This is a genomic window from Cupriavidus sp. D384 (assembly GCF_001652915.1).
Lineage (GTDB): Bacteria > Pseudomonadota > Gammaproteobacteria > Burkholderiales > Burkholderiaceae > Cupriavidus.
This window is the reverse complement of record NZ_BBQI01000099.1, coordinates 38,683-62,883: the sequence shown is the minus strand read 5'-3', so window position 1 is coordinate 62,883 and position 24,201 is coordinate 38,683. Positions and strand designations below refer to the sequence as shown.

24 protein-coding genes and 1 pseudogene are annotated in these 24,201 nt (G+C 67.2%); 8 read left to right on the top strand and 17 right to left on the bottom strand.

The window, feature by feature from the left end; translation table 11 throughout:
• Positions 1–269: 269 nt before the first annotated feature.
• Positions 270–1,061 carry a DUF4410 domain-containing protein gene (locus tag A9J21_RS24915; RefSeq protein WP_231907032.1) on the top strand — a complete coding sequence of 264 codons (792 nt, stop codon included), beginning with the start codon at positions 270–272 and terminating at the stop codon, positions 1,059–1,061.
• Between the two features lie 51 nt (positions 1,062–1,112).
• Here the strand turns inward: A9J21_RS24915 and A9J21_RS24910 are convergent, their stop codons facing one another.
• The 4 genes from A9J21_RS24910 to A9J21_RS24895 form a co-directional block, all read right to left on the bottom strand.
• Positions 1,113–2,156: a TRAP transporter substrate-binding protein gene (locus A9J21_RS24910; RefSeq protein ID WP_066740313.1), complete on the bottom strand. Its 1,044-nt coding sequence runs from the start codon at positions 2,154–2,156 to the stop codon at positions 1,113–1,115.
• Positions 2,157–2,276: 120 nt separating this feature from the next.
• Positions 2,277–3,083: a phosphate/phosphite/phosphonate ABC transporter substrate-binding protein gene (locus A9J21_RS24905; RefSeq protein WP_066740311.1), complete on the bottom strand. Its 807-nt coding sequence runs from the start codon at positions 3,081–3,083 to the stop codon at positions 2,277–2,279.
• 1 nt (position 3,084) lies between these two features.
• Positions 3,085–4,089 carry an ornithine cyclodeaminase family protein gene (locus A9J21_RS24900; protein ID WP_066740309.1) on the bottom strand — a complete coding sequence of 335 codons (1,005 nt, stop codon included), beginning with the start codon at positions 4,087–4,089 and terminating at the stop codon, positions 3,085–3,087.
• A 10-nt stretch (positions 4,090–4,099) separates the two neighbouring features.
• Positions 4,100–5,119, bottom strand: a complete 1,020-nt coding sequence (locus tag A9J21_RS24895; RefSeq protein WP_231907031.1) for a tripartite tricarboxylate transporter substrate binding protein — start codon at positions 5,117–5,119, stop codon at positions 4,100–4,102.
• 317 nt (positions 5,120–5,436) lie between these two features.
• Here A9J21_RS24895 and hutC point away from each other — a divergent pair, with 317 nt between their 5' ends.
• Together hutC and A9J21_RS31175 are read left to right on the top strand one after the other, a co-directional pair.
• Positions 5,437–6,180 carry a histidine utilization repressor gene (gene hutC / locus A9J21_RS24890; protein ID WP_066740308.1) on the top strand — a complete coding sequence of 248 codons (744 nt, stop codon included), beginning with the start codon at positions 5,437–5,439 and terminating at the stop codon, positions 6,178–6,180.
• Positions 6,181–6,287: 107 nt separating this feature from the next.
• Positions 6,288–6,827 carry a hypothetical protein gene (locus A9J21_RS31175; RefSeq protein WP_082926592.1) on the top strand — a complete coding sequence of 180 codons (540 nt, stop codon included), beginning with the start codon at positions 6,288–6,290 and terminating at the stop codon, positions 6,825–6,827.
• A 53-nt stretch (positions 6,828–6,880) separates the two neighbouring features.
• Here A9J21_RS31175 and A9J21_RS24880 read toward each other — a convergent pair whose 3' ends face one another.
• The 6 genes from A9J21_RS24880 to A9J21_RS24855 form a co-directional block, all read right to left on the bottom strand.
• A complete protein-coding gene (locus A9J21_RS24880) occupies positions 6,881–7,306 on the bottom strand; it encodes a hypothetical protein (RefSeq protein WP_066740307.1) in 426 nt (141 codons plus the stop codon).
• 295 nt (positions 7,307–7,601) lie between these two features.
• Positions 7,602–8,714 carry an alpha/beta fold hydrolase gene (locus A9J21_RS24875; RefSeq protein WP_066740306.1) on the bottom strand — a complete coding sequence of 371 codons (1,113 nt, stop codon included), beginning with the start codon at positions 8,712–8,714 and terminating at the stop codon, positions 7,602–7,604.
• 52 nt (positions 8,715–8,766) lie between these two features.
• Complete coding sequence (locus A9J21_RS31735; protein ID WP_066740305.1) at positions 8,767–9,519, bottom strand: endonuclease/exonuclease/phosphatase family protein; 753 nt, start codon at positions 9,517–9,519, stop codon at positions 8,767–8,769.
• The gene (locus A9J21_RS24865) at positions 9,516–11,750 is read right to left on the bottom strand and encodes a VTT domain-containing protein (RefSeq protein ID WP_066740303.1); all 2,235 of its coding nucleotides are present in this window, start codon (positions 11,748–11,750) and stop codon (positions 9,516–9,518) included. The genes A9J21_RS31735 and A9J21_RS24865 overlap by 4 nt, the downstream gene beginning before the upstream one ends.
• 121 nt (positions 11,751–11,871) lie before the next feature.
• The gene (locus A9J21_RS24860; protein ID WP_066740301.1) at positions 11,872–12,642 is read right to left on the bottom strand and encodes an AraC family transcriptional regulator; all 771 of its coding nucleotides are present in this window, start codon (positions 12,640–12,642) and stop codon (positions 11,872–11,874) included.
• Positions 12,626–13,534: a DMT family transporter gene (locus A9J21_RS24855; RefSeq protein ID WP_066740300.1), complete on the bottom strand. Its 909-nt coding sequence runs from the start codon at positions 13,532–13,534 to the stop codon at positions 12,626–12,628. The genes A9J21_RS24860 and A9J21_RS24855 overlap by 17 nt, the downstream gene beginning before the upstream one ends.
• A 213-nt stretch (positions 13,535–13,747) precedes the next feature.
• Here A9J21_RS24855 and A9J21_RS24850 point away from each other — a divergent pair, with 213 nt between their 5' ends.
• The gene (locus A9J21_RS24850; protein ID WP_066740520.1) at positions 13,748–14,284 is read left to right on the top strand and encodes a cupin domain-containing protein; all 537 of its coding nucleotides are present in this window, start codon (positions 13,748–13,750) and stop codon (positions 14,282–14,284) included.
• Between the two features lie 28 nt (positions 14,285–14,312).
• On the opposite strand, the gene A9J21_RS24845 is transcribed toward A9J21_RS24850, so the two are convergent.
• Positions 14,313–15,188 (bottom strand): LysR family transcriptional regulator, encoded by an 876-nt coding sequence (locus tag A9J21_RS24845; RefSeq protein WP_066740298.1) that lies wholly within the window; start codon positions 15,186–15,188, stop codon positions 14,313–14,315.
• A 93-nt stretch (positions 15,189–15,281) separates the two neighbouring features.
• On the opposite strand from A9J21_RS24845, the gene A9J21_RS24840 reads away from it, so the two are divergent.
• Complete coding sequence (locus tag A9J21_RS24840) at positions 15,282–16,391, top strand: NADH:flavin oxidoreductase/NADH oxidase (protein ID WP_066740296.1); 1,110 nt, start codon at positions 15,282–15,284, stop codon at positions 16,389–16,391.
• A 22-nt stretch (positions 16,392–16,413) separates the two neighbouring features.
• Here A9J21_RS24840 and A9J21_RS24835 read toward each other — a convergent pair whose 3' ends face one another.
• Both A9J21_RS24835 and A9J21_RS24830 read right to left on the bottom strand, forming a co-directional pair.
• A complete protein-coding gene (locus A9J21_RS24835; RefSeq protein ID WP_066740294.1) occupies positions 16,414–17,886 on the bottom strand; it encodes a GntP family permease in 1,473 nt (490 codons plus the stop codon).
• Positions 17,887–17,970: 84 nt separating this feature from the next.
• A pseudogene (locus tag A9J21_RS24830) lies at positions 17,971–18,129 on the bottom strand (patatin-like phospholipase family protein); the annotation flags it as partial.
• Between the two features lie 144 nt (positions 18,130–18,273).
• On the opposite strand from A9J21_RS24830, the gene A9J21_RS24825 reads away from it, so the two are divergent.
• Positions 18,274–18,543, top strand: coding sequence for a type II toxin-antitoxin system Phd/YefM family antitoxin (locus A9J21_RS24825; RefSeq protein ID WP_066740286.1), 270 nt, complete (start codon positions 18,274–18,276; stop codon positions 18,541–18,543).
• Positions 18,540–18,809, top strand: coding sequence for a Txe/YoeB family addiction module toxin (locus A9J21_RS24820; protein WP_066740284.1), 270 nt, complete (start codon positions 18,540–18,542; stop codon positions 18,807–18,809). The genes A9J21_RS24825 and A9J21_RS24820 overlap by 4 nt, the downstream gene beginning before the upstream one ends.
• A 24-nt stretch (positions 18,810–18,833) precedes the next feature.
• Here the strand turns inward: A9J21_RS24820 and A9J21_RS24815 are convergent, their stop codons facing one another.
• The 3 genes from A9J21_RS24815 to A9J21_RS24805 are packed head-to-tail and all read right to left on the bottom strand — an operon-like array spanning position 18,834 to position 22,037.
• Positions 18,834–20,009: an L-rhamnonate dehydratase gene (locus tag A9J21_RS24815; protein WP_066740283.1), complete on the bottom strand. Its 1,176-nt coding sequence runs from the start codon at positions 20,007–20,009 to the stop codon at positions 18,834–18,836.
• 24 nt (positions 20,010–20,033) lie between these two features.
• Positions 20,034–21,059 carry a 4-hydroxythreonine-4-phosphate dehydrogenase PdxA gene (locus A9J21_RS24810; RefSeq protein WP_066740518.1) on the bottom strand — a complete coding sequence of 342 codons (1,026 nt, stop codon included), beginning with the start codon at positions 21,057–21,059 and terminating at the stop codon, positions 20,034–20,036.
• A gap of 12 nt (positions 21,060–21,071) precedes the next feature.
• Complete coding sequence (locus A9J21_RS24805) at positions 21,072–22,037, bottom strand: tripartite tricarboxylate transporter substrate binding protein (protein WP_066740280.1); 966 nt, start codon at positions 22,035–22,037, stop codon at positions 21,072–21,074.
• 256 nt (positions 22,038–22,293) lie between these two features.
• Between A9J21_RS24805 and A9J21_RS24800 the strand changes: the two genes are divergently transcribed.
• Positions 22,294–23,238 carry a dihydrodipicolinate synthase family protein gene (locus A9J21_RS24800; protein WP_066740516.1) on the top strand — a complete coding sequence of 315 codons (945 nt, stop codon included), beginning with the start codon at positions 22,294–22,296 and terminating at the stop codon, positions 23,236–23,238.
• Between the two features lie 14 nt (positions 23,239–23,252).
• Here the strand turns inward: A9J21_RS24800 and A9J21_RS24795 are convergent, their stop codons facing one another.
• A complete protein-coding gene (locus A9J21_RS24795; RefSeq protein ID WP_066740278.1) occupies positions 23,253–24,179 on the bottom strand; it encodes a LysR family transcriptional regulator in 927 nt (308 codons plus the stop codon).
• Between the last annotated feature and the right edge of the window lie 22 nt (positions 24,180–24,201).

Below are 24,201 nucleotides of genomic sequence, written 5' to 3'. Positions count from 1 at the left end.
GTCCGGAGATCCGCGCCGGGCAACGGTTTGCGGGCAATTTCGAAGGCTGCCGGCTGGCCCGGGCGACATAAGTTTGCGCGGCGTATGCGGCACATTTTCGTGGCGGCGCGGAAAGGTCCGCCACTTGCCTGCCCGCTGTCTGTCCCATGCCATGCCGGTACGCATCTCCCGTGACATCCGGCGAAATAATTGCTGCCTGGCGATTGGCGCGCGTGTTTTCCATACTCTGGTCACCGCGCCGCCATGCACACCCGCAGAAGTCAGGCGCGATGACCAACCCCACGAAGGATGTCGAGATGCAAACCACTTTCCAGACCATCGCCGCCCAGACCAAGCGCCTGACCATCGCAGCATTCGCCACCGGCGCGATGCTGGCTGCCGGCTACGCCAACGCCGGCGTGACCGGCCTCAACCAGCCTGGCCTGATGGAATCGGTGCAGGCGGACGTGATCTACGTACACGCTTTCCATGCCGACGCCGGCCAGGTGCAGCTTGACGGCGGCATGATGCAGAAGGTGAAGACGATGGCTACCGGTGGTTCGGCTGCCAGCGAACAGTCGGAGGCTGCAGCCGAGGCGCGCGAGCAGGTGGCTGACGAGATCGTTCGTACGCTGCGGGCCAAGGGACTGAACGCGGTGCGGTCCGACGCACCGGCACCGGCCGGCGTCAACGCCGTGATCGTCGACGGCGATTTTCGCAAGATCGACGAAGGCAGCGGCCGTCGCCGCCTGCTGATTGGCCTGGGTGCCGGCAAGAGCCAGGTGGTGACGCAGGTGCGGATTTCGTACAAGCCGGCCAACGGCGTGGCCGTGCCGCTGCAGACTTTCAACGCCGATGCCGATAGCGGCCATATGCCCGGTGTTGCCGAAACGGCCGGTGCCGGCGCCGTGGCCGGACACGTGGCGGTAGCCGCCGCAGCGGGATCGGGCGTGCATGGCGTATCTGAAGTCAGGCACGACTCGATCCATGCCGATGCCACGCGCCTGGGCGATTCGATCGGCCAGCAAGTTGCCGCCGCCAGCGAAGTGGAAGGGTGGGTGGCGGTGCGTCCCGCCATCTGAGGAGACGGCGGCCGTTGCGTGCGATACCGTGCCGGGGATACCCAGACCGAACTAGCGCAAGCCAGCCTCGGTACTGAGGTACGTTTTCAGCAAGGCCGCGCCGCGTTCACCGACGCGGGATTGCCAGAGCCCGATCGCGCTCGTGCCGGCGTCGCGCAGGGCCTGCTGCACGGCCGGTGCCGGATGGTCTTCGATCGTGACGCCATTGGCATGCATGCGGGCGGTGTTCTCCGCCAGTCGCGTGTTCAGCCTGGCCCACTGGCGGTCTTCGGTCGCCTTGCCCGCCGCCGCGACGGCGTCGCGCTGGGCGGGCGTCAGGGCCTGCCACGCAGCGAGGTTGATCGTCGTGAACGATAGCGGCATGGCATAGCCGATGGCCGTGAAGTGGGGCAGGTAATCCCAAAGCTTGCGGCCCGCGCCACCATCGCCCGACGACAGCACGGCATTGACCGAGCCGTCCTTCAGGCGCGGCATGGCATCGGCAAACGACAGGCTCTGCGCCTTGGCGCCAGCTGCGCGCATGACTTCGGCCGACGTCTCGTCGTAGGCACGCACCGACAAGGCGAGTAGCGCGTCGAGCGACCCCACTGCATTGCGCGACCAAAGCCCGGTGGGCGGCCACGGCGTGATGTAGAGCAGGCGCTGCCCCTGCTTTTCGAAGGCCCTGGCGTAATCGGCGCGCGCCAGATCGGCCAGTCGATGGGCCTGGTCGACTGACGTGGCGACAAACGGCAGCGACGACAGCAGGAAGATCGGATCGACTTCACCCAGGGCCCCGCCGAATGCGTCGCCGACCTGCAGCTTGCCATCGCGAATCGCGGCCGGCATCTGCGCCGATTTGTATCCCGCCGCCGCATCAAAGGTTGCATGCGGAGCCAGCGCGCCCTGCGTGCGGGCGGCTACCTCCTGTGCAAACGTGCTCAATCCCTCGCCAGGCATCGACGTGGCCGGATACTCGGTAGCCATCTGCCACGCTACCGGCGCCGGTTGCGCAAGGGCGATGGGCGCAATCAGCGCGGGCACTGCGACGGCAAGGCTGGTGGTCAGTGCGAACGAGAGAACGGCGCGGGCGGTACGCTGGCGAATGGGGCGCATGGCAGGGCGAGTGGGCAGGTGAGTGTTTGTTGGGCTTCGGCTTCGCCGTCGAGGGCGGTGCCGGTGGTTGCGGATTATAGGTTCAGTCCGGTGTGCATTGATGCCCGAACTTGCGCGCGTTTACCGAATCTCCAGATCCTCGCCGGCGCCGCTGGCCCTATCCGCCAGCGCCTCGTACGCTTTCACCACCGGCCGCACAAATCGCCCCACCAGCACCGCATCAAGCAGCGGCGCGTAGATGTCGTCCTCATGCAACCCACACAACCGTGCGATCAGTTGTTCCCGCGCGGTCGCCGCCAGATGACCAGACGCCACCAGCAACGGATTCGGCGTCCAGGGCGTCCACGCGATGGTCTGGAGTCCGTCGAGCAGCCCCGGCTCATGCCGCCGGACCAGATCCAGAAAATAGCTGTCCAGCGCCGTGATATCGATTTGCCGCTCGCGCAGGGCGGTCAGTGCGCGCATGGGCGTGTCCAGCGGGCCGATCGATTCTGAAAACAGTGCACCTCGCTCGCTGGCAAACGGCGCCAGCAGTTGCCGGGCGGCGTGGTAGCCCGACTGGGAGTGCCGGGCCATCCAGCCGAAGCGGTGGCCGAAGGTGTCTTCCACCGTTTGCCAGCCGCTGCCGGCGCGCACCAGCAGTTCGCTGCGATAGCGCGGCAGGCCGTCATAGGCGGGGGGAGAGGGCACCGGCACCACCAGCGGCACCACCGGTGCCATGCCCTGCGCGAACGGCAGTCCGCACATGAAGCCGCAGACCAGATCGGGCCGTTGCCACAGTGATGGCAGCGGCGCGGGCCAGGCGAATGGCACCACGTCCACCGGCCACGACAGGTCGGCGAACACGCGCGAGAACAGCGCGTGCCACGCCCCGGTGACGGCCGGCGTGGCGTTGTACATGCGGAACGAGGCAATGCCGGCGGCCATCTCAGGCAAAGCGCAGCGTCTGCCCCAGGCCCATGGCGCGGGCCTTGGTCAGCATGGCATGGCCGAGTGCGATGTCGGTGGTGGACAGGCCGCGATGCCAGAACAGGATCGTCTCGTCGTCGCGCTCGCGGCCCGGCTTCAGGCCGGCCACGATCTGGCCCAGTTCGGCGTGCAGGTTTTCCTCGTTCAGCCGGCCGCTGTCCACGTGCTGGCGCAGCGCGCCGAATGGCAGGCCCTTGCGGCACTGGCCCCAGTCGTCCACCACCATCTTGCTCATGATGTCGGTCAGCGACAGTTCCACCGCGCTCATGGTGCCGTAGGGAATCACCAGCGCGCCCGGCTTGATCCATTCGGTCAGCAGCATCGGCGTGGGCTCGGGCAGCCGCGAGGCTTCCACCACGATATCGGCGTCGCGCACGCAAGATTCCCAGTCATCGGTCACGATCACCGGCTTGCCCAGGTCGCGCGTCAGCCGGGCGGCAAAGGCATCGCGGCTTTCGGGCCGGCGCGAATGCACGCGGATCTCGTCGAAGTCGAACAGCGAATCAAGCAGCCGCACGTTCCAGTACGACGTGCCCCGTGCGCCAATGTGGCCCAGCACCTTGCTGTCCTTGCGCGCAAGGTGCCTGGCGCCCAGCGCGGTCACGGCACCGGTGCGCATGTCGGTGATGGCGGTGGCGTCGATCACGGCCAGCGGGGTGCCATTGTCGGGATCGAACAGGTTCAGCAGGGCCATCTCGGACGGCAGCCCCTGCCTGTAGTTGTCGACGTAGTCGGAGACGACCTTCACGCCCGCCACGTGCAGCGGTTTGATAAAGCCGCGCAGCACGTTGAAGTGCCCCTTGTCCGACGATTCCGGTACCAGATGCACGCGCGGCTCGATCACTGTCTCGCCACGGCCCTGCGCGGCCAGCGCGGCCTCCACTGCGGCAAGGATCTCGGCGTCGGTCAGCGCCAGTTCGGCCACGTCGGGGCCGTTCAGGTAGGTCAGGTACAACTCGTTCACGGGGGTCTCCTTACTGCAGCGGGGGAATGTTCGCGCGATGGACGATGGCGCGCCATTTCGTGGTTTCGGTGGCGATGGTCTCGCCGAAGGCCTGGCTGGTGCTGCCCACGGGTTCCAGCCCCAGGCCGTCCAGCTTCTGCTTCACGTCGGGGTCGCGCAGCACGGCGGCGACATCCTTCTGCCATTTGCGGACCACGCTGTCGGGCGTGCCCTTGGGGGCCACCAGGCCGTACCAGGACGTCACGTCAAAGCCCGGATAGCCCGATTCCGCCACGGTCGGCACGTTGGGCAACTGCGGCAGCCGGTGTGGGCCCGCTACGGCCAGGGCCACAAGCTTGCCGGTGCGTACATGCTGGAGGACGGTGGATATGCCGCCGAACATCATCTGCACCTGTCCGCCCAGCACGTCGTTCAGCGCCGTCGCCATGCCGTTGTAGGGCACGTGGACGGTCTTCACGCCCGCTTCGAGGTTGAGCAGTTCGCCAGCCAGATGCGCGCCGCTGCCATTGCCCGGCGATGCAAAGTTCAACTGCCCCGGATGGGCTTTCGCATACGTGACAAGCTCCTTGAGCGAGCGCGCCGGCACGGATGGGTTGACCACCAGCACATTGGGCGATGCGGCCAGCATCGTCACGGGTACGAAGTCGCGGGTCTCGAAGCCGAGCTTGCGGAACAGGATCGGATTGACGGTCAGGTTGCCCGCCGGCGCCAGGCCCAGCGTATATCCGTCAGGCGCGGCACGGGCGACGGTCTCCATGCCGATGTTGCCGGCCGCGCCGGGCTTGTTGTCCACCAGCACGGGCTTGCCCCATTGCTCGGACAGCTTCTGTCCCACCAGCCGGGGCAGTGCGTCGGCCACGCCGCCAGCGGCGAACGGCACCACGATTCGCACCGGGCGTGTCGGGTAGTCGTCGGGCTGTGCCTGCGCTGTCCGTGGCATGACCGCGAGCGCGGAGATGAGTGCCGGGATGGCGGTGACGGCCAGCAGCGGCAGCCGCCACGATGCCGGCCTGAGTACGTAACGGTTCACGCGAGACTCCCCGTATTTCCAGTTCGATTGCAATTTTGACCCTGCCGATCCTGTCGCGACCCTTGTACTGTGGATCGACTTGTATAGACTGATCGTAGCGAAGCTGTCTGATACTGTATAGACAACTTTTCGCATATGGGAAAGCGGATTTCTCATAAGATGCGAAACCGCACGCGCCTGGTGCCGGTGGCACCGGGGCTGTGCGCGAGCGCGCGGGCCGTGCGTGAGACGCGCGGCACATTTCACTGTTGCGGGTCACGCCGCCCGCGTCGCGTCACCCCATTCACCAACGCCTGTGTCGAGCGCAGGGGAGCCTCATGCCAACCAGTCCGAACGTCCGACCCAGCGATGCGGCCACGCCGGCATTCCAGCGCATCAAGGACTACGTGCAGGAACAGATTGCCGCCGGGGTATGGCGCGAGGGCGAGGCCATACCGCCGGAACTGCGGCTGGCGGAAACCTTCGCGGTATCGCGCATGACGGTCAACCGGGCGCTCAACGAACTGGAGGCCGAGCAGATCCTGGTGCGGCGCAAGGGCGCGGGTACGTTCGTCGCGGAGCAGCGCTACCAGGCCACGGTGGTGGAGATCCGCAGCATCGCCGAGGAAATTCGCGCCCGGGGGCACCGCCACCGCAGCAGCCTGTACCGGCTGGAACGGCAACGCGCCACGCGCAGCCTGGCGAGCCAGTTCGGCGTGGCGGAGCGCAGCACGCTGTTCCACTCGGTCATCCTTCACTTCGAGAACGATGCGCCGATCCAGGTCGAGGATCGCTGGGTCAACCCCGCCGTGGCGCCGGACTACATGGACGCCGATTTCAGCGCCATCACACCGAACGAACACCTGATGCGTGTGGCGCCGCTGCAGCGCGCCGAGTACCAGATCGAAGCGCTGCTGCCCGGTGCCGATGTGGCGGAGATGCTGCTGATCGAGACCGCCGAGCCCGCGCTGGTGCTGCGCCGGCGCACCTTCTCGCGCGGCGCGGTGGCATCGGTGGTGGTGCTATGGCATCCGGGAAAGCGCTACCGCTTTGGCGGCGCCCTGGGGCAATCGGGGGCCTGAGCGCCCGGCCCGGGGCAACCTTGTCTGCCGACGAATAAGCAATAGAATCAAGTAGCTGGGCGCACGCGCAGGCGGGCGCGCCCCGAAGGGCAGTCGGGAGACGGGAAATGGTTGCCAAACGCGGCAAGCTGGCGGGAATCGTGGCTGGAGTTGCCCTGGTGCTGGGTGGGTGCGTGGCCTATCCGGGCTATGACCCGGCCTATGGCGGCTATGGCGGCTACGGCAGCTATGCCGGCAGCTACAGCAGCTATTCCGGCACGGGCGATTCGGGCAGCTATCCGGTCAACGCCTACGGCACGTTCTACAGCGGGTACCCCGCCTATCCGTATTACTACGGCAACTATTACGGAGGCTACGGGGGCTATTACGCCGGCTATCCCTACGGATATCCATATGGCTACGCGGGCTGGCCCGTGTATGGCAGCGTCTGGTTCGGCTATGGCTGCTGCGGATATCGGGGTTACTACGGATACAGGGGCTATGGCTACCGTGGCGGGTATGGCTACCACGGCGGCTACCACGGTGGATACCGCGGTGGCTACTACGGTGGATACCACGGCTACGGCGGAGGCTACGGCGGCGGATACAGGGGCGGGTATGGCGGCGGTTACCGGGGTGGCTACCGCGGTGGCGGCAGGGGCCGCTAGCTGGCGGCCCGTCCGGGCAATGTGCGGGGCAACGCGTGGGGCAATGCGTGAAGTTATGGCAACTGGCGCAACTGGCCGATCACAGACATCAGCCGCCCGTGTGCCACCGTGACGGAAGCCTCGTCCTGCAGGGCTTCCTGGTAGCGCCGGCGGAATGCCTGGTCGCCGTGCTCGCTGAACAGCTTCTGCGTGGCGCCCGCCACGGCGCGGCACGTTTCGTCATGGTGCTCGTCGCCGTCGAGTTCCTCATCGATCTCGATGATCAGGCGCGACAACGGATCGAGCCAGCGGAAGAACGATTCTTCCGTCACCAGCTGCACGAACTGTCCTGCGGGAATCGGGCCATGCAATCTTTCATACTGGCCGCGGTCATAGCCGATGACCTCCTTGTGGACCTGGAGCAATGCCGCCCGCAAGGCACGCAGCCCCGAGCGGCGGGTTTCCTGGGTTGCAAGGAACTGTTCGCTGGGCATGCCCATCTCCACTTTTCCTGTTCATGGGCAGGCCGTATCGACATGACCTTCGGCGGCGTCCTCCCGGGGCCACCATTCACCCGCCCGTAATTATCGGAAGCACACGTCCACGCTCCATGACATGCACGGTGTGCAAGTCAGTATAGGCACCGGCATGGCCCCAATCTAGCGCGCCTGCCTAGCGAAATACCCGTATTGCGGCCCTGCGGCAACGGATGCACGCCATGCCGGACGCGCCCTGACGCGCGTGCCGGCATTGCAGTGCAGCGGGTGACTTCTGTTCGTCCGCTGCGTTGCCCCGTTACTTCGCTGCGGGTAATCCCTGCAGCAGTTCCACCAGGTAAGGCTTCCATACCTCGGGGTGCTGCAGCGTCTGGTGGCCGAACGTATGTTCACTTTCTGGCATCTCGACGAAGCGGCCGCGCGGCACCCTGGGCACGGTGCGCTGCATGACGCCAAGGTCCACCGCGTTGATCATGTCGTCGGCAAAGTTCACGGCGTACAGCGGCGCGCGGATCTTGCCCAGGTCGGGCTCGGGGTTGTAGTCCCATGACGACTCGAACCAGTACAGGTAGTCGTTGGCATCGAAGCTGCGGCTATCGGCCACAGCCTTGTCGAAGTACTGGTTCACCTGGTCGCGGGTGGGCGCGGCCTTCTGCAGCGTGGCGGCGCTTTGCGTCATCAGTGCGAAGACCGGCACCGCGGTGGTCCAGCGGGTGGGCTGGCGGGTGTAGTTGCCGCCGTTCCAGTCGGGGTCGTTGCGGATGGCCTCGATCAGCGTGCGGCGCCACAGCCAGTTGCGGCCGGACATGGCGACGGGCTGGCTGGCAACGGGCATCAGCGCGTCCATCATGTCGGGATGGCGCTCGCCCCAGATCCAGGTCTGCATGCCGCCCATCGACGTGCCCAGCACCAGCCGCAGGTGGTCAACCTTCAGGCCTTCGGTCAGCAGCCGGTAGTGGCCTTCCACCACGTCGGTGTAGCCATAGCGCGGAAAACCGGTGCGCTGGCCGTCGCTGGGTTTGCTCGATCCGCCACGGCCCAGGCCGTCCGGCATGATGATGTAGTAGCGCGACGCGTCCAGCGGCTGGCCCGGCGCGAACAGTTCCTTCTGCATCAGCGGCGTCAGGAAGGCGCGCCCGGTGCCGGTGGTGCCGTGCAGCAGCAGTACCGCATTGTTGACCTTGCCGTCGGCCCCGCGCGTGGGCGTGCCCAGTGTGGCGTAGTGCAGCTTCACGGCCGGCAGCGTCTGGCCGTTCTGGAAGCGGAAGTCGCGCACTTCCACATCGCCTTCTTTCGCCTGCAGCGGCTGCGTGGGTTGCGTGGGTTGCGCGGGTTGTGCGTAGGCCAGGCTCCATCCCAGCGCCGCCGTGGCGGCCAGCATCTTCATGGCCGTTGCTGCCTTCTCGTGCATCGTTGTCTCCCTTGGTGTTGTATGAGCACGGGCGATCATACTGCAACGGTTGCTATCCTGAAGTGAGCCGCATCTGCGCCAGCAGCGGCAGGTGATCGGACGCCAGCCGCGCCAGCGGCGTGCGATGGCTGGACACCGCCACCAGGTGCGCGCGTGGCGAGGTCCAGATGCGATCCAGCGCCAGGAACGGCAGCCGCGACGGAAATGTCGACACATGCGGCGTGCGCTCGAAGTACGCGTGCAGCCAGCGCAGCGGGCGCCCCCACAGGAACCACTCGTTGACGTCGCCAAGCAGGATGGTCGGCTGCGCCGGGGCCTCGGCCAGCGCGGTCAGCAGGCGCCGTACCTGCCAGCGGCGTTCGCCGGGCCGCAGGCCCAGGTGCGTGGCGATCACGCGCAGCAGGAACGTGCCGGACCCGATGGCATTGCATTCCAGCAGTGCGTCGATGGCGCCACGCGGTTCGCACCCCTTTACGCTCAGGTCGATCTGGCGCACCCGCATCGGCGCATAGCGCGTCAGCAGCGCGTTGCCGTAGTCGCCATCGTCGCGCACCAGCGTCGGCCCGGGAATCGCGTGCAGGCCGGTGTGCTGGGACAGGAAGCGCAGCATGTCGAAGCCCGTGCCACGCGTCTCCACTTCCTGCAGGGCGATCATGTCGGCCCGCAGTTCGTGGATGACCTCGCAGATGCGCTTGGGCACGAAGTGCCCGTCGGTGCCAACGCCGCCATGGATGTTGTAGCTTGCCACCGCGATATCGGCCTGCAGCGCGGCTGGCGGCGCGTGGTCTGGATCGCGGGCAGTCATCGGGCTCCCTCGCCTGACGGCGGACGGCAGCAATGCGGCGATTGCGAACCGGCGCCAGCACGCCCATGCCCATGCGCCGCCCGGCCGCGCCGCTGGCGCCGGCGCCGCAACACCCACCATAGTGCGGCGGGAATCAGCAGTACAAGCGCAAGCAGCGCAAACGTCATGGGGTCGGGATTGCGGGCGAAGGCGGCGATGCGATCCACCAGCGACGCAGAGACGATGATGCCCGGCGACATGCCGATGGCCGTGCCCAGCAGGCAATCGCGCAAGCGGATGCGCGACGCGCCCACCACCAGGTTGACCAGCGTAAACGGCGCCACGGGCACCAGCCGCAGCACCACCATGGCCAGCAGCCCGTGCTGGCTTACCTGCTGGCTCAGGCGATTCAGGCGCCTGCCGCCAAAACGCTGCACGGCGTTGCGTCCCAGCAGGCGTCCCACGGTGTAGCCGGCCGCCGTGCTCAGTACGGTGCCCGCCAGCGCGATCGCGCCTCCGTGCAGGGGGCCGAATACCACCACGGTCACCACGATCAGCACGGTGACCGGGAACAGCGCCAGCCCGCCAGCCACGAATGCGCCCATCATCGCCAGCGGCGCCAGCGGCATGTCGTCCACGCGGTGCATCAGCGCCAGCACATGCCGGAAGTCGGCCCATTCGCGCAGCGGCGTATAGCGCCAGGCAAAGACCACGCCGGCCAGCACCAGCACGAAGGCCACCAGCAGCGCCACGCGGCTGGCGACATGAGGGCGGGCCTCGTGGCTGACGAATTCGGTCATCACCTGTTCGGCGTCGATGGGTTCCATCGGATCGAGCAGGGTGGCATCGGGCAGCGCGGCATCCAAGTCGTCGGGCACGGCCGGCGCAAACGGCTGCAGCGTGCGCCCATCGGGCCGATGCAGCGCAGCCAGCGCGGCGTTCAGACGCGGGTGCGCGGACATGGCCTGGTGCAGCGCTGCAGGCGTCACGGCCAGGTGTTCGCACAGCAGGCGGTCGCGCATGGCGCGGATGGCTGCGGCAGCGCGTGGGTCGCCCCGGGATTCGATCACCAGGTTGCACTCGGTATCGAGCCCGAAAGACCGGTTGCTCAAGTTGGCGGAGCCGATGGTCAGCAGGCGGTCGTCCACGGCCATGACCTTGCTATGCACGTTGACGCAGGCATCGCCCAGCCCCGGTATGTGCGGACAATACAACTGGAAGCGCCCATCCGGGTCAGCCTGGCGCAGCCCACGATACAGGCGCGCGCGCAGCACGCCCATGCTGGCTTCTTCGAGCCAGCCGCTTTCGGTTCGGCGCGACACCAGTGCGATATCGGGCCCGTCGGGCTCGCGCAACCGGCCGGCAAACGCGTCGGCGATCAGCCCGGAACTGAAGTACTGGTTTTCGAGATAGATGCTGTCGCGGGCGGCGGCAATCGCATCGGTGTACAGCGTGCGGATCTCGCCGATGCCCGGTTCGTCGTCGCGCGCGGGAAAGGTGCGGCTGATGCCCACCGGCACGTTGGTGATATCGGGCGCGATCTGTTCGGGCCATGGGTCGGTGGAGGCCGATACACTGGCCGCAGTCGGCACGCGCGGATGCCGGCCGGTCGCACGCAGCCATCGCTCGGCGGCCAGTTCGCCCAGCGCCTGGGCGGCCGCGCCGTCCACCATGCACTGCACGTCGTGAAAGGGCGCATAGGGCTTGCCATCCGGGTCCACGCGGCGCGGATCGTCGGGCAGGTGGTGGCGGGTATCCCAGCGCCGGATGGTCAGGTCCAGTCCGCCCACAAACGCCAGCCGATGATCGACGACCACCACCTTCTGGTGATGCGAGGCGCCCACCGGATGGTTGCCGTCCAGGCAGAAAGACAGTCGCCGGTGCGTTTGCCAGTGCTCTTTGGCGGCCGGCAGGAATTCGCGCTCCAGCGCGAACACCATCGCGTAGTCCCAGCTCAGCACGTAGACGCGCAGGCCCCTTCGGCGGCGGCACAGGGCATTGAGGAAGTCGCGCAGTTCGGCGGGCAGGCCGTCGGATGGCGTTGGGTCGTCCGGGTTGTCCGGCTGCAGCCGCATGCGGCTGTCGATGTCCCAGCCGAGGATAAAGATGCTGTGCTCTGCGCGCGTCAGTGCCTGGCGCAGCGCCGGGAAGTACGCATCGCCATCGACAAGCATGGCCAGTCGCGTGCAGGGGGCCACGCGCCAGCAATTGTGGCCCGGGCGTAGCAGGGAGGGTTCGGCATCGATCGTCATGGCGAACGATACGCTTCGCAAGTTCCGTACCGGTCGCGTAAGCCCGTGGCTTTCAAGGGCTGGGGCCGATCGGGTCGATGCGTCTCGTGTGCCGCTTGCCCGGCTTTGTAAAACTTGCGCGTCAGGCCGCTGCGGCCATGCGCCAGGCGGCCGGCGGCATGCCAAAGCGGCGCGCGAACGCGCGCGTGAACGTGGTCTGGTCGGGATAGCCGACACCGGACGCGATATCGGCCAGCGGCATCGCGCCGGCCATCAGCCACTGCACGGCCTGGTCCAGCCGCAGGCGTGTCTGGTAGCCGTGGGGGGTGTCACCGAACGCCTCGCAGAACAGCGTGTGAAAGCGCCTCGGTCCCCAGCCGATGCGCGCGGCGAGCTGGTCAACCCGTAACGGCGTGGACAGATGCGCGCGCAGGTAGTGATCGATGGCGCCGACAGGAAACCGCGCCGCATCGGCCTGCCGGTCGTCGAGACCGAGCATGGCGGACAGGCCGCCCGCCAGCGCCGCCGCCTGTTGCCAGGCGTGCTGGGCCGGAACATTGTCCGATGCCTGCTGTGCGGTGGCGAGCCTGCGGACCCGGGTGGCGAACGCGGCATCCATGGCGAACATGCGTGGCGTTGCCATCAGCCGCGCGGGCAGGGCCACGGAGCTGGACGGGAAGTCGGCCACCAGTTGCAGGTTGTCGGTCAGGCCGCTGCACAGGTGGTGCATGCCGGCTGGAATGACCAGGCCGTGCGTGCCATCCACCCGGTACGCATGTCCGTCGATTTCCAGTTCGGTCTGGCCGTCTACGCCAAACAGCAGCTGGTGATAATCATGCGCGTGACCGAACGGCCGGGGCTGATACCGGCGCGGTTCGACCAGGGGTGAGGCATGCTCAACGAGCTTCGGCATGACGCGGCTTGCCCTGCGTCTGGCAGAGCCAGACGCCAACCCCGGCGATGGCCATGCCTAGCCACTGCACGGGACCAAGACGGTCGCCAAACAGCAGCGCGGCCTGCACCGCGGCCAGCGGCGGCGCCAGGAACATCAGCGCGGCGGCATTGGCGGCCTGGCCGCGCCGGACCAGACCCAGCAAAAGCCACGTGCCAAGGCCGGACAGCACCACGGCGGCCCAGGCCAGCGACATCCACAGCGTGGAGCCGCCTTCCCAGCGCAAGGCGCCGATGCCGCCGGAAGCACTCACGACCACGCCGGCCACCAGCAGCGCCCCGGCGTTCTGCCAGGCCGAGCTGGCGCGGATATCCGCGCGGCGGATCGAGGTTTTCTGGAGGAGGGTTCCCATCGTGATCGACACTATCGCAAGCACGCCGACCAGCACGATCCACGGGGAAACCGCGTGCGGCGCGCCAGCCTGCATGGCTGGCAAGACTACCAGACCCACGCCCAGCGCGCCCAGAGCCAGTCCGCGCCAGGTGCGCGCGGACGGTTGCTCGCCCAGCAGCGGGATGGCAAGCAGGGCGGTCAGCAACGGCTGCAGGGCGCCCAGCAGCGCCATGATCGACGGCGACAGGCCGTGCGCCACCGCGCCATAGCCAGCGCACAGGTAGATGCCCTGCATCAGCGCACCAGCCAGCAGATGACGCGGCACCTGGGCCAGCGGCGGCCACGCGGCGCGCCCGGCGGCAGCCACCAGGGCGAACATCAGCGCGGCCAGCGCAAAGCGCGCCAGCAGGAACAGGCTGGTGTCGGCCACCGGCACCACGGCCTTGCCGACGATAAAACCGGTGGACCAGATCAGGACAAAGGCCATGGCGGGCAGCCAGGCGGGAATGGGGCGCGACATCGTGTGGGTAGTGGGCAGATTGCAGGCCCGGATCGTCACCAGTTGGCGGATCGCGGGCGGATTTCCGGAAGTTGCCCGGCAGACTAGCGCAGCGCGCCGGGGATGTCTTGGCAAATCCTGCATCGGGGGGATGGCGGGCGAGGGGGTACGGGCGAGGGGTGGGGGGGCGCCCATGGTATGGTGGCGGCCCGCCTGCCGCGCCAACGTTCCGCCATGCCCGATACGCCCCAGCAACGCCTGATCGACGATCTTGGCCTGATTCCGCACCCCGAGGGCGGCTACTACCGCGAGACGTTCCGCGACGCAGCCCGCGTGAGGCGCGTGCCCGACGGCGCCGAGCGCTCGGCATCGACGGCCATCTACTACCTGCTGTGCGATACCGCGTTTTCCGCCTGGCACCGGATTCGCGCCGACGAGGCCTGGCACTTCCATGCCGGAGACCCGATCCACGTGCACTGGCTGACGCCCGAGGGTGCGCTGGTCACGCATCGGCTCGGCAATCCCCTGGTGCATCCCGGCACCGTGTTCCAGGCCGTGGTGCCGGCTGGCTGCTGGTTCGCCGCCGAGCGCGTGCCGCCCGCCGGGACGGCCGATGCAAGCCCCGCAGGCTATGCACTGGCTGGTTGCACCGTGGCGCCGGGGTTCGAGTTCAGCGAATTCGAGCTGGCCGACCCCGTGCCACTGGCGGCGTCGCACCCGGCCCATGCCGATGTGATTGGCCGGCTGGGCTGCCTGCCGCGCCAGGGCTGAGCCGCTGCGAGTCAGCCTCCCCAGCCCCCTACGGCGCGACTTTCACCTGCGTGCGCAGGTAGTCCACCACACGCCCCACGCGCGGCGCCAGCGACCACTCAGAGCGGTGGATCAGCCAGAGCTTGTCGATCACCGGGGCATGACAGTCCAGCACGCGGATCTGGTCCTTCTGGACAAAAGCCTGGCGCGCATAGCGCGGGATCACAGTAAAGCCAAAGCCGCGCGCCACCGGTTCCAGCATCAGGCTCACCTGGTTGCTGAAGCCCCGGCACGGCAGCGTATGCACGCCCGGATTGCCCGGGTAATGGCGGCTTAGCAGGCGGTTTGCCATGGTCTTGCCGTCGGGATGGTCGACAAAGCCGATGCGCTGCAGATCGTCCCAGCCCTGCACCTGTTCCGCCGCCGGATAGACCAGCTCCAGCGGCTCTTCGCTGAACGGGGTCGCGGTCACCCGGGGGTCATCGGGCTTGAGCGATACCAGTCCCACATCAAAGCGGTTCTGCAGCACGCCTTCCAGCACTTCGGCGTCGGGGGCAAAGCGGTGGCGGATGATCAGGCCCGGCGTCTTGGCTTGCAGGTCGAGCAGGCGCGGATACAGGAACAGGCCAATGCTGCCGGGCGTGATCAGCCCGACCACGCCGCTTTCGCCATCGTCGACCAGCCGGGCGCGCAGGCGGTCGTTCGCCAGTTCCATGTCGGCGCAGTATTCCAGCAGCGCGCGGCCGGCCGGCGTCAGTTCCAGGGCGCGCGGGCGCCGGATCAGCAGCGGACCCAGCGCGTCTTCCAGATGGCGGATGTGCTGGCTGACGGCCGCCTGTGTCAGGCCAAGCTCGTCGGCCGCGCTGGTAAAGCTGCCGGTTTGCGCCAGCATCGCGAACGAGCGCAGCCATTGGGGGTTAAGCATAATGAACTCTTATTGAAGCGATAACGCGGAGACGGTTTTCATTATAGCGACGGATCGCTAAGATCGCTGCATTGCAACATGCAGAGACCACACATGACTACGCCTGCACTTTTCACCCCGTTCACGCTGAAAGACGTTACGCTGCGCAACCGCATCGCGGTGCCGCCGATGTGCCAGTACAGCGCCATCGATGGCTTCACCAACGACTGGCACCTGTCCCATTACGCCGGCCTGGCCCGTGGCGGCGCGGGACTGGTGATCGTCGAGGCCACGGCGGTGTCGCCGGAAGGCCGCATCTCCCCGGGATGCACGGGTTTGTGGAATGACGAGCAGGCCGTCGGCATGGCGCGCATTGCCGAGGCCATCAAGGCCGGCGGTGCGGTTCCCGGCATCCAGATCGCCCACGCCGGACGCAAGGCCAGCGCCAACCGCCCGTGGGAAGGTGACGACCATATTCCCGAAGGCGACGCCCGTGGCTGGAAAACGATCTCGCCGTCGGCCAAGCCGTTTGGCGCGAATCTGTCGAAGATGCCCGAAGCGATGACGCACGACGACATCGCCCGCGTGCAGGCCGATTTCGTGGCCGCCGCCAAGCGCGCCCTGGACGCCGGATTCCAATGGCTGGAGCTGCACTTCGCGCACGGCTACCTGGCGCAGAGCTTCTTCTCGGTCCACGGCAACGAACGCACCGACGAATATGGCAAGGACGCCATCGGCCGGGGCCGCTTCCTGCTGGAAACGCTGGCCGCCGTGCGCGAGGTCTGGCCGCAGAACCTGCCGCTGACCGCCCGTTTCGGGGTGATCGAGTACGACGGCAACGACGAGCAGACGCTCAAGGAATCGATCGAACTGGTGCGCGCCATGCGTGAAGGCGGCCTGGACATGCTCAACGTCAGCGTCGGCTTCTCGACGCCCGATGCGAAGATTCCCTGGGGTCCGGCCTTCCTGGCGCCGATCGCCGAGCGCGTGCACCGCGAGGCCGGCCTGCCGGTGGCATCGTCGTGGGGCATCGACGACCCCGTGGTGGCAAACCGCGTGGTCGAGGAAGGCCAGATGGACCTGGTGATGGTGGGGCGCGCGCTGCTGGGCAACCCGCACTGGCCGTACCAGACCGCGATGAAGCTGGGCGTGGAGCGTCCGTCGTGGGTGCTGCCCGCGCCGTACGCCCACTGGCTGGAACGCTACCGCGTGCAGTCGGCCTGAGCCTGAGCCAGCGCTGGCCGGGTCAGAACGACCCGACCAGCGTACCCAGCACGATCACGGCCACCAGCGCCAGCAGCGGCCCGACGATGCCGACCATCACGATGCCGCCGTAGCTTTGCTTGTGCGTGGTGCCGCAGACGGCCAGCAGCGTGACCACGGCGCCGTTGTGCGGCAGCGTGTCAAGCGTACCGGCGCTCATCACGGCCACGCGGTGCAGTACAGCCGGATCGAGCCCGATTTCGAGCGCACGTGTCAGATAGGTGCCGCCCAGCGCGTCGAGCGCGATGGTCAGCCCGCCCGATGCCGAGCCGGTCAGCGCCGATAGCACGTTCGTGGCGACGGCCAGCGATACCAGCGGGCCGCCCTCGATCGACAATACCCAGTCCCGTACCACGGCAAAGCCCGGCAGCGCGGCCACCACGGCGCCAAATCCGACCAGGCTGGCAACGCTGAGCACCGGCAAGGCTGCCGCGTGCGCGCCTGCGCCCATGGTTTCGCGCAGCGCGGTCAGGCGCCGCCAGTTCAGCAGCACCAGGCAGAGGATGGCCGCCGCCAACGCCACGATCACCGACCACACGCCGCCCACGGCCTGCAAGGTGGTGGCGCCCCATTCGGGCAGGGCCAGATAGTCCGCGTCAAGGCGCGGCAACACGACCAGGCTCATGGTCAGGTTCACGGCAATCACCACGATCAGCGGCAGCAGCGCCACCAGCGCGCCGGGCGGCTCGGCACTGCGCTGGCCGTGACGCGCTTCGGCCGGATCGAATTCGTGCGCGGTGCTGGCGCGCTCGCGGATCAGCGGCCGTTCGGCTACCTCGGCCACTTCCGCCGCCCCGTCCACGCCGGCAGACACCCCGTCGCCATAGCCTTCGCCCTTGCGCCGCGCGGCGCCTTCGCAACGCGTCAGCCACCACATGCCGAACGCCAGCATCAGCAGGCTGGCGATGATGCCCAGCCCTGGCGCCGCGAACGGCGTGGTGCTGAAGAACGGCATCGGGATCGCATTCTGGATGGCCGGCGTGCCGGGCAGCGCCGACATCGTGAAGGTCGAAGTGCCCAGCACGATGGCCGCCGGCATCAGCCGGTGCGGGATGTCGGCCGCGCGAAACAGCGCATGGGCCATCGGCGCCAGCACGAAGAACGCCACGAACAGGCTGACCCCGCCATAGGTGAGCAGTGCGCCGGCCAGCACCACGGCCAGCATCGCGCGCCGCGGGCCCAGCGTGCGTGTCATCCAGTCGGCAATCGCGCTCACCGATCCACTGTCGTCCATCAGCTTGCCAAACAGCGCGCCAAGCAGGAACAGCGGAAAGAACTGGGCCACGAAGCCCGCCGCCGTGCCCATGAAGGTTTGCGTCCAGTGTGCCAGCAGAGGCTCGCCCGCCGTGGCGGCAGCCAGCAGGGCGGCGGCCGGGGCAATAAGAAGGATGCTCCAGCCACGGAATGCCATCCAGATCATCGCCGCCAGGGCGATGACGATGCCGAGCAAGCCCATGGGTCAGACCTCCTGCAGCAGTTCGTCGAGATCGAACGAGGAGCAGTTGCCCAGCGCATCGCCGTGCATCGCCAGGAACTGCGCGGCCGGCGTACCCGATATCCCGTCGATATCAAGCCACGGTTCTTCCAGCAGCCGGTCCAGCACCCCCCAGGTAAAGGCGCCATGGGCCCCACCGCCCTGCAGCGCCAGGTCGATCAGCAGCGGCTCGCGCGCCGCGGCGGTCTTGCCTTCCTCGTTCATCCAGCACTCCCGAAGGTGACTCACGTGAGGTACAAGCCGCTCTATTATTTGTTGTGCAGTGCAACTTCAGCAAGGTTGACTGTTGGACCGGGCCAATGCCGCTATACTTGTACAGCTAATTGGACATGTATTCGGAGTGATGAAATGCGCACAGTTCATTTTTCAGACGCCCGCAACAATCTCAAGGCAGTCATCGATCAGGCGATTGAAGACCACGACGCCGTGCTGATCACGCGCCGGGATGCGCCGAACGCAGTGATCATGTCGCAGGAGCAATACGATAGTTGGGCGGAAACGATCTACCTGCTGAACTCTCCGGCGAACGCCGCTCACCTTGCCCGTTCCATGGAACAGTTGCGCGCAGGCGAGATGCAGCAGCGGAAACTCGTCGACCCGGACGATGCGGCCGAATGACGCGCAACATCCTGTTCACGGCCGATGCGTGGGACCAGTACCTGTTCTGGCAGGGCCAGGACCGCAAGACGTTGAAACGGATCAATCAACTGGTCGAAGACGCGCGGCGGTCTCCATTTGAAGGCATCGGCAAGCCCGAACCCCTGAAAGGAAACCTGACAGGCTTTTGGTCACGGCGCATTGATGACACAAACCGCCTTGTCTACAAGGCCGACGACGCGGCGGTGTCCATCGTCAGCTGCCGCTATCACTATGGCGACAGGTGACGATGGTGTGGGGCCTCCCGGCAATCACTCGATAATGTCGAACTGGTCGAAATAGGCCTCGTTGAGCGTCAGGCCCAGGCCCGGCAGGTTGTCGTCCAGCTGAAGGTAGCCGTTGTCCGGCGCCGGTTCGCCCTTGAAGATGTAGTAGAACAGCTCGTTGCCCACCTCCACGTCGTGGACCGGGAAGAATTCCGACATCGGCGACGCCGTGGACGCCATGGTCAGGTGGTAGTTATGCATCTGGCCGGCGTGGGGGATCACTGGCACCGACCACGCCTCGGCCATCGCGTTGATCTTCTGCGCGGCGGTAATGCCGCCCACGCGGTTGGTGTCGTACTGGATCACGTCCACGGCGCGGCGCTCCAGCAGGTCCTTGAAGCCGTATGACGTGAATTCGTGTTCGCCGCCCGAGATCGGGAACGGGCTCATCTTCTTCAACTCGGCATAGCCCTCGATATCGTCGGCAATGACCGGTTCCTCCAGCCAGCGCGGGTTGAATTCGGCCAGGCGCGGGACCATGCGGCGCGCGTATTCGAGCGTCCAGCCCATATAGCATTCGAGCATGATGTCCACGCCGTCGCCCACCAGTTCGCGCAGCAGGCGCACCTGTTCCAGGTTCTTCAGCATGCCGGCCGGGCCGTCCTTGGGGCCGTAGCCGAAGCGCATCTTCATGGCCGTGAAACCCTGGTCCAGGTAGCGCTGGGCCTCGCCCAGGAAGGCATCGCGGTCGTCGTTGTTGTAGAGCTTCGACGCGTAGCACCAGATCTTTTCCTTGGTGCGTCCGCCCAGCAGCTTGAACACGGGGCGGCCGGTGGCCTTGCCCATCAGGTCCCACAGCGCGATATCGACGGCGGAGATGGCCGCCATGCCGATGCCCTTGCGGCCCCAGGCATGGGTGCGCCGATACATCTTCTGCCACAGGTATTCGTTGTCGAACGGGTCCTGCCCGATCAGGATCGGCGCCAGGTACTGGTCCACGATCTGCTTGGCCACGCGCGGCGCCAGCGCGCAGTTGCCGATGCCCACATGGCCGTCGTCGGTTTCCACCTCGACGACAAGCCAGCCGTGGAAGCGGAACGACCCCATGGCGTCGCCGCGGTCGTACAGGATGTCGGTGGCGTTGGTGCAGAAATGCGCCTGTGGCGGCACCGTCTTGCCTTTCCATTCGAAGACGCGGGCGCGGACGCTGGTGATTTTCATGGTGGAGTCCTGGTGGCGTTGGAGTCAGGCGGCGCGGGCGTCCGCCAGCCGGCGGGCACCCATCTGGCAGGCCAGGTGGAAGGCTTGCAGCGTGGCGCCCGGATTGGCGCGGCCCTGCTGCGTGATGTCGAATGCGGTGCCGTGGGCCGGCGTGGTGATCGGCACGGGCAGGCCGCCCTGAACCGTCACGCCGCGCGAGAAGCCCATCAGCTTGATGCCGATCTGGCCCTGGTCGTGGTACATCGTGACGATGGCGTCGAACTGGCGCTGGTCCGGGCCGCCCTGTACCTTCAGGAAAATCGTGTCGGCCGGGAATGGGCCTTGCGCCGCCACACCGCGCGACTGCGCCTCGGCCACGGCCGGGCCGATCACGTCGATTTCCTCGCGGCCGAAGGCGCCGTTGTCGCCGTTATGCGGGTTCAGGCCGCATACGGCAATGCGCGGGGTGGTCACGCCGGCGCGGCGCAGCGCGTTGTCGATCAGGTCGATGGCGTCGCGCACGCGGGCCGGGGTAATCAGCGCAGGCACTTCCTTGATGGCGACGTGCGACGTCACGCGCGATGTCCACAGGCCGTCCAGCACATTGAATTCGCAGAACGGGCCACGGTAGCCCAGCTTCTCGGCAAACCAGTGCAGTTCGTCGTTGTGGCCCATGCCGGCCGCGTGCATCGAACTCTTGTTGAGCGGGCCGAACAGGATGGCATCGGCCTGGCCCGCCTGGGCCAGCGTCACGGCCAGCTGCAGCGTACCCAGGCAGTAGCGGCCACCGGCCGCGCTGGCCTCGCCACGCGGGTAGGCGGGTTTGTCGTCCAGATTCCAGTGATACAGGCGCGGGCCCTGCTCGGTGCCCTGGAAGTCGGGCCGATCGACTTCGGGCAGCGACAGGCTCACACCGGCCACTTCCATGCCGCGCCGCCATTCGTCGCGGTCGGCGATCAGCAGGATGCGCGCCTGCGCGGCAACGGGGTCGGCCAGCAACCGGGCAATCAGTTCGGGGCCGATGCCGGCGGGATCGCCGAGCACCATGGCAATACGGGGACGTTGGGGCATGTCTTGGTCCATTCAGTCGAGTTTCACGCCGAGTTCGGCGATCAGCTTGCCGTAGCGCGCGTATTCGCTGCGCGAGAAGGCGTCGAATTGGGCGGGGTCCATCGCGCCGGGCACGGCACCCACGTCGGCCAGGCGGCGGATCGTGTCGGGGTCCTTCATGACCTGGGCCATGGCTGCGCTGATCTTCTGCAACGTGGCCGGCGGCGTGCCGCCGGTGGCGTAGACACCGTACCAGGTGTTGGCCTGGATATCGGGCACGCCGGCTTCCTTGAGCGTGGGCACGTTGGGCAGCAGCGCCGAGCGCTTGTCGGAGGTCACCGCCAGTGCGCGCAGCTTGCCGGCCTTGATATGGTTGATGACCGACGGCATGGTCTCGAAGCTCATGTCCACCTGGCCGCCCATCAGGTCCACCAGACCGCTGGCGCTGCTCTTGTAGGGAACGTGGAGCATCTTGCCGTGGATCTGGTGTACAAAGGCCGCCGCCGCAAGGTGCTGCGTGCTGCCGACGCCGGACGAGCTGTAGCGATACTTGTCAGGGTTGGCCTGGATCTGCGCCACCAGCGTCTTCGCGTCCTGGATCGGCAACTGGGTGTTCACCACCAGTACGTTGGGCACCTGGGCCACCAGCGCCACGGGCACCAGGTCTTTCAACGGGTTGAACTGCAGCTTGAGCAGGTGCGGCGCAATGGCCTGCGATGTCGATACGCCCATCAGCAGCGTGTTGCCATCGGGCTGCGCCTTGGCCGTGATGTCGGCGGCGATGGTGTTCGAGGCGCCGGGGCGGTTGTCCACCACCACGGGCTGCTTCAGGATGGCGGACAGCTTGTCTGAAACGATGCGCGCCATGATGTCGGTGCCGCCGCCGGGGGCCGCCCCCACCATCATGCGGATCGGGCGGGCGTCGTCGGCCCAGGCGCATGGCGCCGCCATGCCAAACACCGCGATGCCGGCCAGGGTGCCGGCCATCCATGTCTTCATGTCTGTCTCCGTCGTAGGCAGTCTGCGCTGCGTGACGTCCACTATACGGAGATGAGTACCCTCCGAAAACTGAGCATTTCTGAAGCGGCGATAAGTGGCGCTGATATCCGGGTTAACGCGGCACGGCCGGCATGCGGCCCGGACGGCCATGCCGGCGAGCGATCACCACAGGCGATCACCGTATGCGCAGGATTCAATAGGCAGGCCGCCCCGGCGGCCCGTATAGTTGGCCGCACATGACAACAAGGAGACCAGCATGACCGTGACCCCGGCCCCGGTGCCCACCCCGGCCCAGTATCGTGGCGTGTTTCCGGTGGCACCGACCATTTTCGATGCCCAGGGCGGGCTGGATCTGGACGGCCAGCGCCGCTGCATCGACTTCATGATCGATGCCGGGTCGCACGGCATCTGCATCCTGGCGAATTTCTCGGAGCAGTTCGTGCTGACCGACGACGAGCGCCAGCTGCTGATGACGACCGTGCTCGACCACGTGGCCGGCCGCGTGCCCGTGATCGTCACCACCACGCATTTCAGCTCGCGCATCTGTGCCGAGCGCAGCCGTGCCGCGCAGGACGCCGGCGCCGCCATGGTGATGGTCATGCCGCCTTACCACGGCGCCACGATCCGTGTGCCGGAACGCAGCATCTACGAGTTCTTTGCCACGGTATCGGCAGCCATCGACATCCCGATCATGATCCAGGATGCGCCGGTCAGCGGCACCACGCTGTCGGCGCCGTTCCTGGCGCGCATGGCCCGCGAACTTGCCAATGTGTCGTATTTCAAGATCGAGGTGCCCCAGGCGGCCGCCAAGCTGCGTGAACTGATCGCGCTGGGCGGCGATGCCATCGTGGGGCCCTGGGACGGCGAGGAGGCCATTACGCTGATGGCCGACCTGGAGGCCGGGGCCACGGGCGCCATGACCGGTGCTGGCTATCCGGACGGCATCCGCCAGATCCTGGACGCCTGGCAGGCCGGCGACGCCGAAGCGGCGGCAGACCGTTACCAGCAATGGCTGCCACTGATCAACTACGAAAACCGCCAGGGCTGGCTGGCCACGGCCAAGGTGCTGATGCAGGAGGGCGGCGTGATCCGTTCGGATGCCGTGCGTCATCCGCTGCAGCCCATGCATCCGGCCACGCGCGAGGGTTTGCTGAAGGTGGCCCGCCGGCTCGATCCGCTGGTGCTGCGCTGGGGACGCTGAGCCGGCCAGCGGGGCTAGGCGGCGTGGGCGCGCAGCGTATCGATCAGCAGGCTCATCGACGCCGATACCGGGCGGCCGCGCCGGGTAACGATGCCGTAGGGCCCGAGCTTGATCGGCAGGGGCAGCGGCAGCACGGCCAGCGCGCCCAGCTGTGCGTAGTACGCGGCCACCGATTCGGGCAGCACGGCGACAAGTTCGCTGTCGATCAGCAGCGAAGTGGTCATCAGCACGGCGGCCGTCTCGATGGTCGACGGTGGCGCGGGCACGCCGGCGTCCTCGAATGAACGGTCGAGCAGCGCCCGCATCGGGCTGGGGCGGGGCTGCATGATCCACGGATAGCGGGTCAGCTCGGCAAAGGCCGGGGTGCGCTGGCGCGCCAGCGGATGCTGCGGCCCCACCACGATGGCCAGGCCTTCGTCGCCAAGCTGCTCGAAATCCAGCGCGCCGCTGTCCCAGCCCTCGGGCACGCGGCCCAGTACCACATCCAGCTGGTCGCGCTCCAGTTGGGGCATCAGCACATCACTGGTGTCTACCTGCACGGCGATCTCAAGCTGCGGATGATCGCGGTTGAGCTGCCGGATCGCGCTGGCGAGCAGCCCCGGCGTGGGGGCCATCACCGCGCCAACGCGTACCCGGCCGATCTTGCCCGACTCCAGCGCCACCAGTTCATCGCGCAACCCGGCCATGTCGGCAAACACGAGCTTGGCGTAACGCGTGGCCGCGCCGCCAAAGCGCGTGGGCCGCAGGCCGCGCGCGTGCCGTTCGAACAGCGCCACGCCCAGCAGGTCTTCCATGTCCTGCAGCATCTTGCTGACGGCCGGCTGCGAGAGTGTCAGCGCCTCGGCCGCCTGGCGCAGCGATCCGCGTTCCTCGATGGCCACCAGCAGGCGCAGGTGCTGCATCTTCAGGCGGTTGTGCAGGGCGGAGACGGACGGAATCATGGGTGCAGAGATGACTAGGACA

Coding starts and splice junctions, on each gene's coding strand:
- A9J21_RS24815 (WP_066740283.1), bottom strand. CDS start 20,009: ATGAAAATCACCAGCGTCCGCGCCCGCGTCTTCGAATGGAAAGGCAAG.
- A9J21_RS24820 (WP_066740284.1), top strand. CDS start 18,540: ATGACGCGCAACATCCTGTTCACGGCCGATGCGTGGGACCAGTACCTG.
- A9J21_RS24880 (WP_066740307.1), bottom strand. CDS start 7,306: ATGGGCATGCCCAGCGAACAGTTCCTTGCAACCCAGGAAACCCGCCGC.
- A9J21_RS24855 (WP_066740300.1), bottom strand. CDS start 13,534: ATGTCGCGCCCCATTCCCGCCTGGCTGCCCGCCATGGCCTTTGTCCTG.
- A9J21_RS24850 (WP_066740520.1), top strand. CDS start 13,748: ATGCCCGATACGCCCCAGCAACGCCTGATCGACGATCTTGGCCTGATT.
- A9J21_RS31735 (WP_066740305.1), bottom strand. CDS start 9,519: ATGACTGCCCGCGATCCAGACCACGCGCCGCCAGCCGCGCTGCAGGCC.
- A9J21_RS24860 (WP_066740301.1), bottom strand. CDS start 12,642: ATGCCGAAGCTCGTTGAGCATGCCTCACCCCTGGTCGAACCGCGCCGG.
- A9J21_RS24800 (WP_066740516.1), top strand. CDS start 22,294: ATGACCGTGACCCCGGCCCCGGTGCCCACCCCGGCCCAGTATCGTGGC.
- A9J21_RS24865 (WP_066740303.1), bottom strand. CDS start 11,750: ATGACGATCGATGCCGAACCCTCCCTGCTACGCCCGGGCCACAATTGC.
- A9J21_RS24910 (WP_066740313.1), bottom strand. CDS start 2,156: ATGCGCCCCATTCGCCAGCGTACCGCCCGCGCCGTTCTCTCGTTCGCA.
- A9J21_RS24835 (WP_066740294.1), bottom strand. CDS start 17,886: ATGGGCTTGCTCGGCATCGTCATCGCCCTGGCGGCGATGATCTGGATG.
- A9J21_RS24840 (WP_066740296.1), top strand. CDS start 15,282: ATGACTACGCCTGCACTTTTCACCCCGTTCACGCTGAAAGACGTTACG.
- A9J21_RS24825 (WP_066740286.1), top strand. CDS start 18,274: ATGCGCACAGTTCATTTTTCAGACGCCCGCAACAATCTCAAGGCAGTC.
- A9J21_RS24795 (WP_066740278.1), bottom strand. CDS start 24,179: ATGATTCCGTCCGTCTCCGCCCTGCACAACCGCCTGAAGATGCAGCAC.
- A9J21_RS24905 (WP_066740311.1), bottom strand. CDS start 3,083: ATGGCCGCCGGCATTGCCTCGTTCCGCATGTACAACGCCACGCCGGCC.
- A9J21_RS24875 (WP_066740306.1), bottom strand. CDS start 8,714: ATGCACGAGAAGGCAGCAACGGCCATGAAGATGCTGGCCGCCACGGCG.
- A9J21_RS24915 (WP_231907032.1), top strand. CDS start 270: ATGACCAACCCCACGAAGGATGTCGAGATGCAAACCACTTTCCAGACC.
- A9J21_RS24810 (WP_066740518.1), bottom strand. CDS start 21,059: ATGCCCCAACGTCCCCGTATTGCCATGGTGCTCGGCGATCCCGCCGGC.
- hutC (WP_066740308.1), top strand. CDS start 5,437: ATGCCAACCAGTCCGAACGTCCGACCCAGCGATGCGGCCACGCCGGCA.
- A9J21_RS24845 (WP_066740298.1), bottom strand. CDS start 15,188: ATGCTTAACCCCCAATGGCTGCGCTCGTTCGCGATGCTGGCGCAAACC.
- A9J21_RS24805 (WP_066740280.1), bottom strand. CDS start 22,037: ATGAAGACATGGATGGCCGGCACCCTGGCCGGCATCGCGGTGTTTGGC.
- A9J21_RS31175 (WP_082926592.1), top strand. CDS start 6,288: ATGGTTGCCAAACGCGGCAAGCTGGCGGGAATCGTGGCTGGAGTTGCC.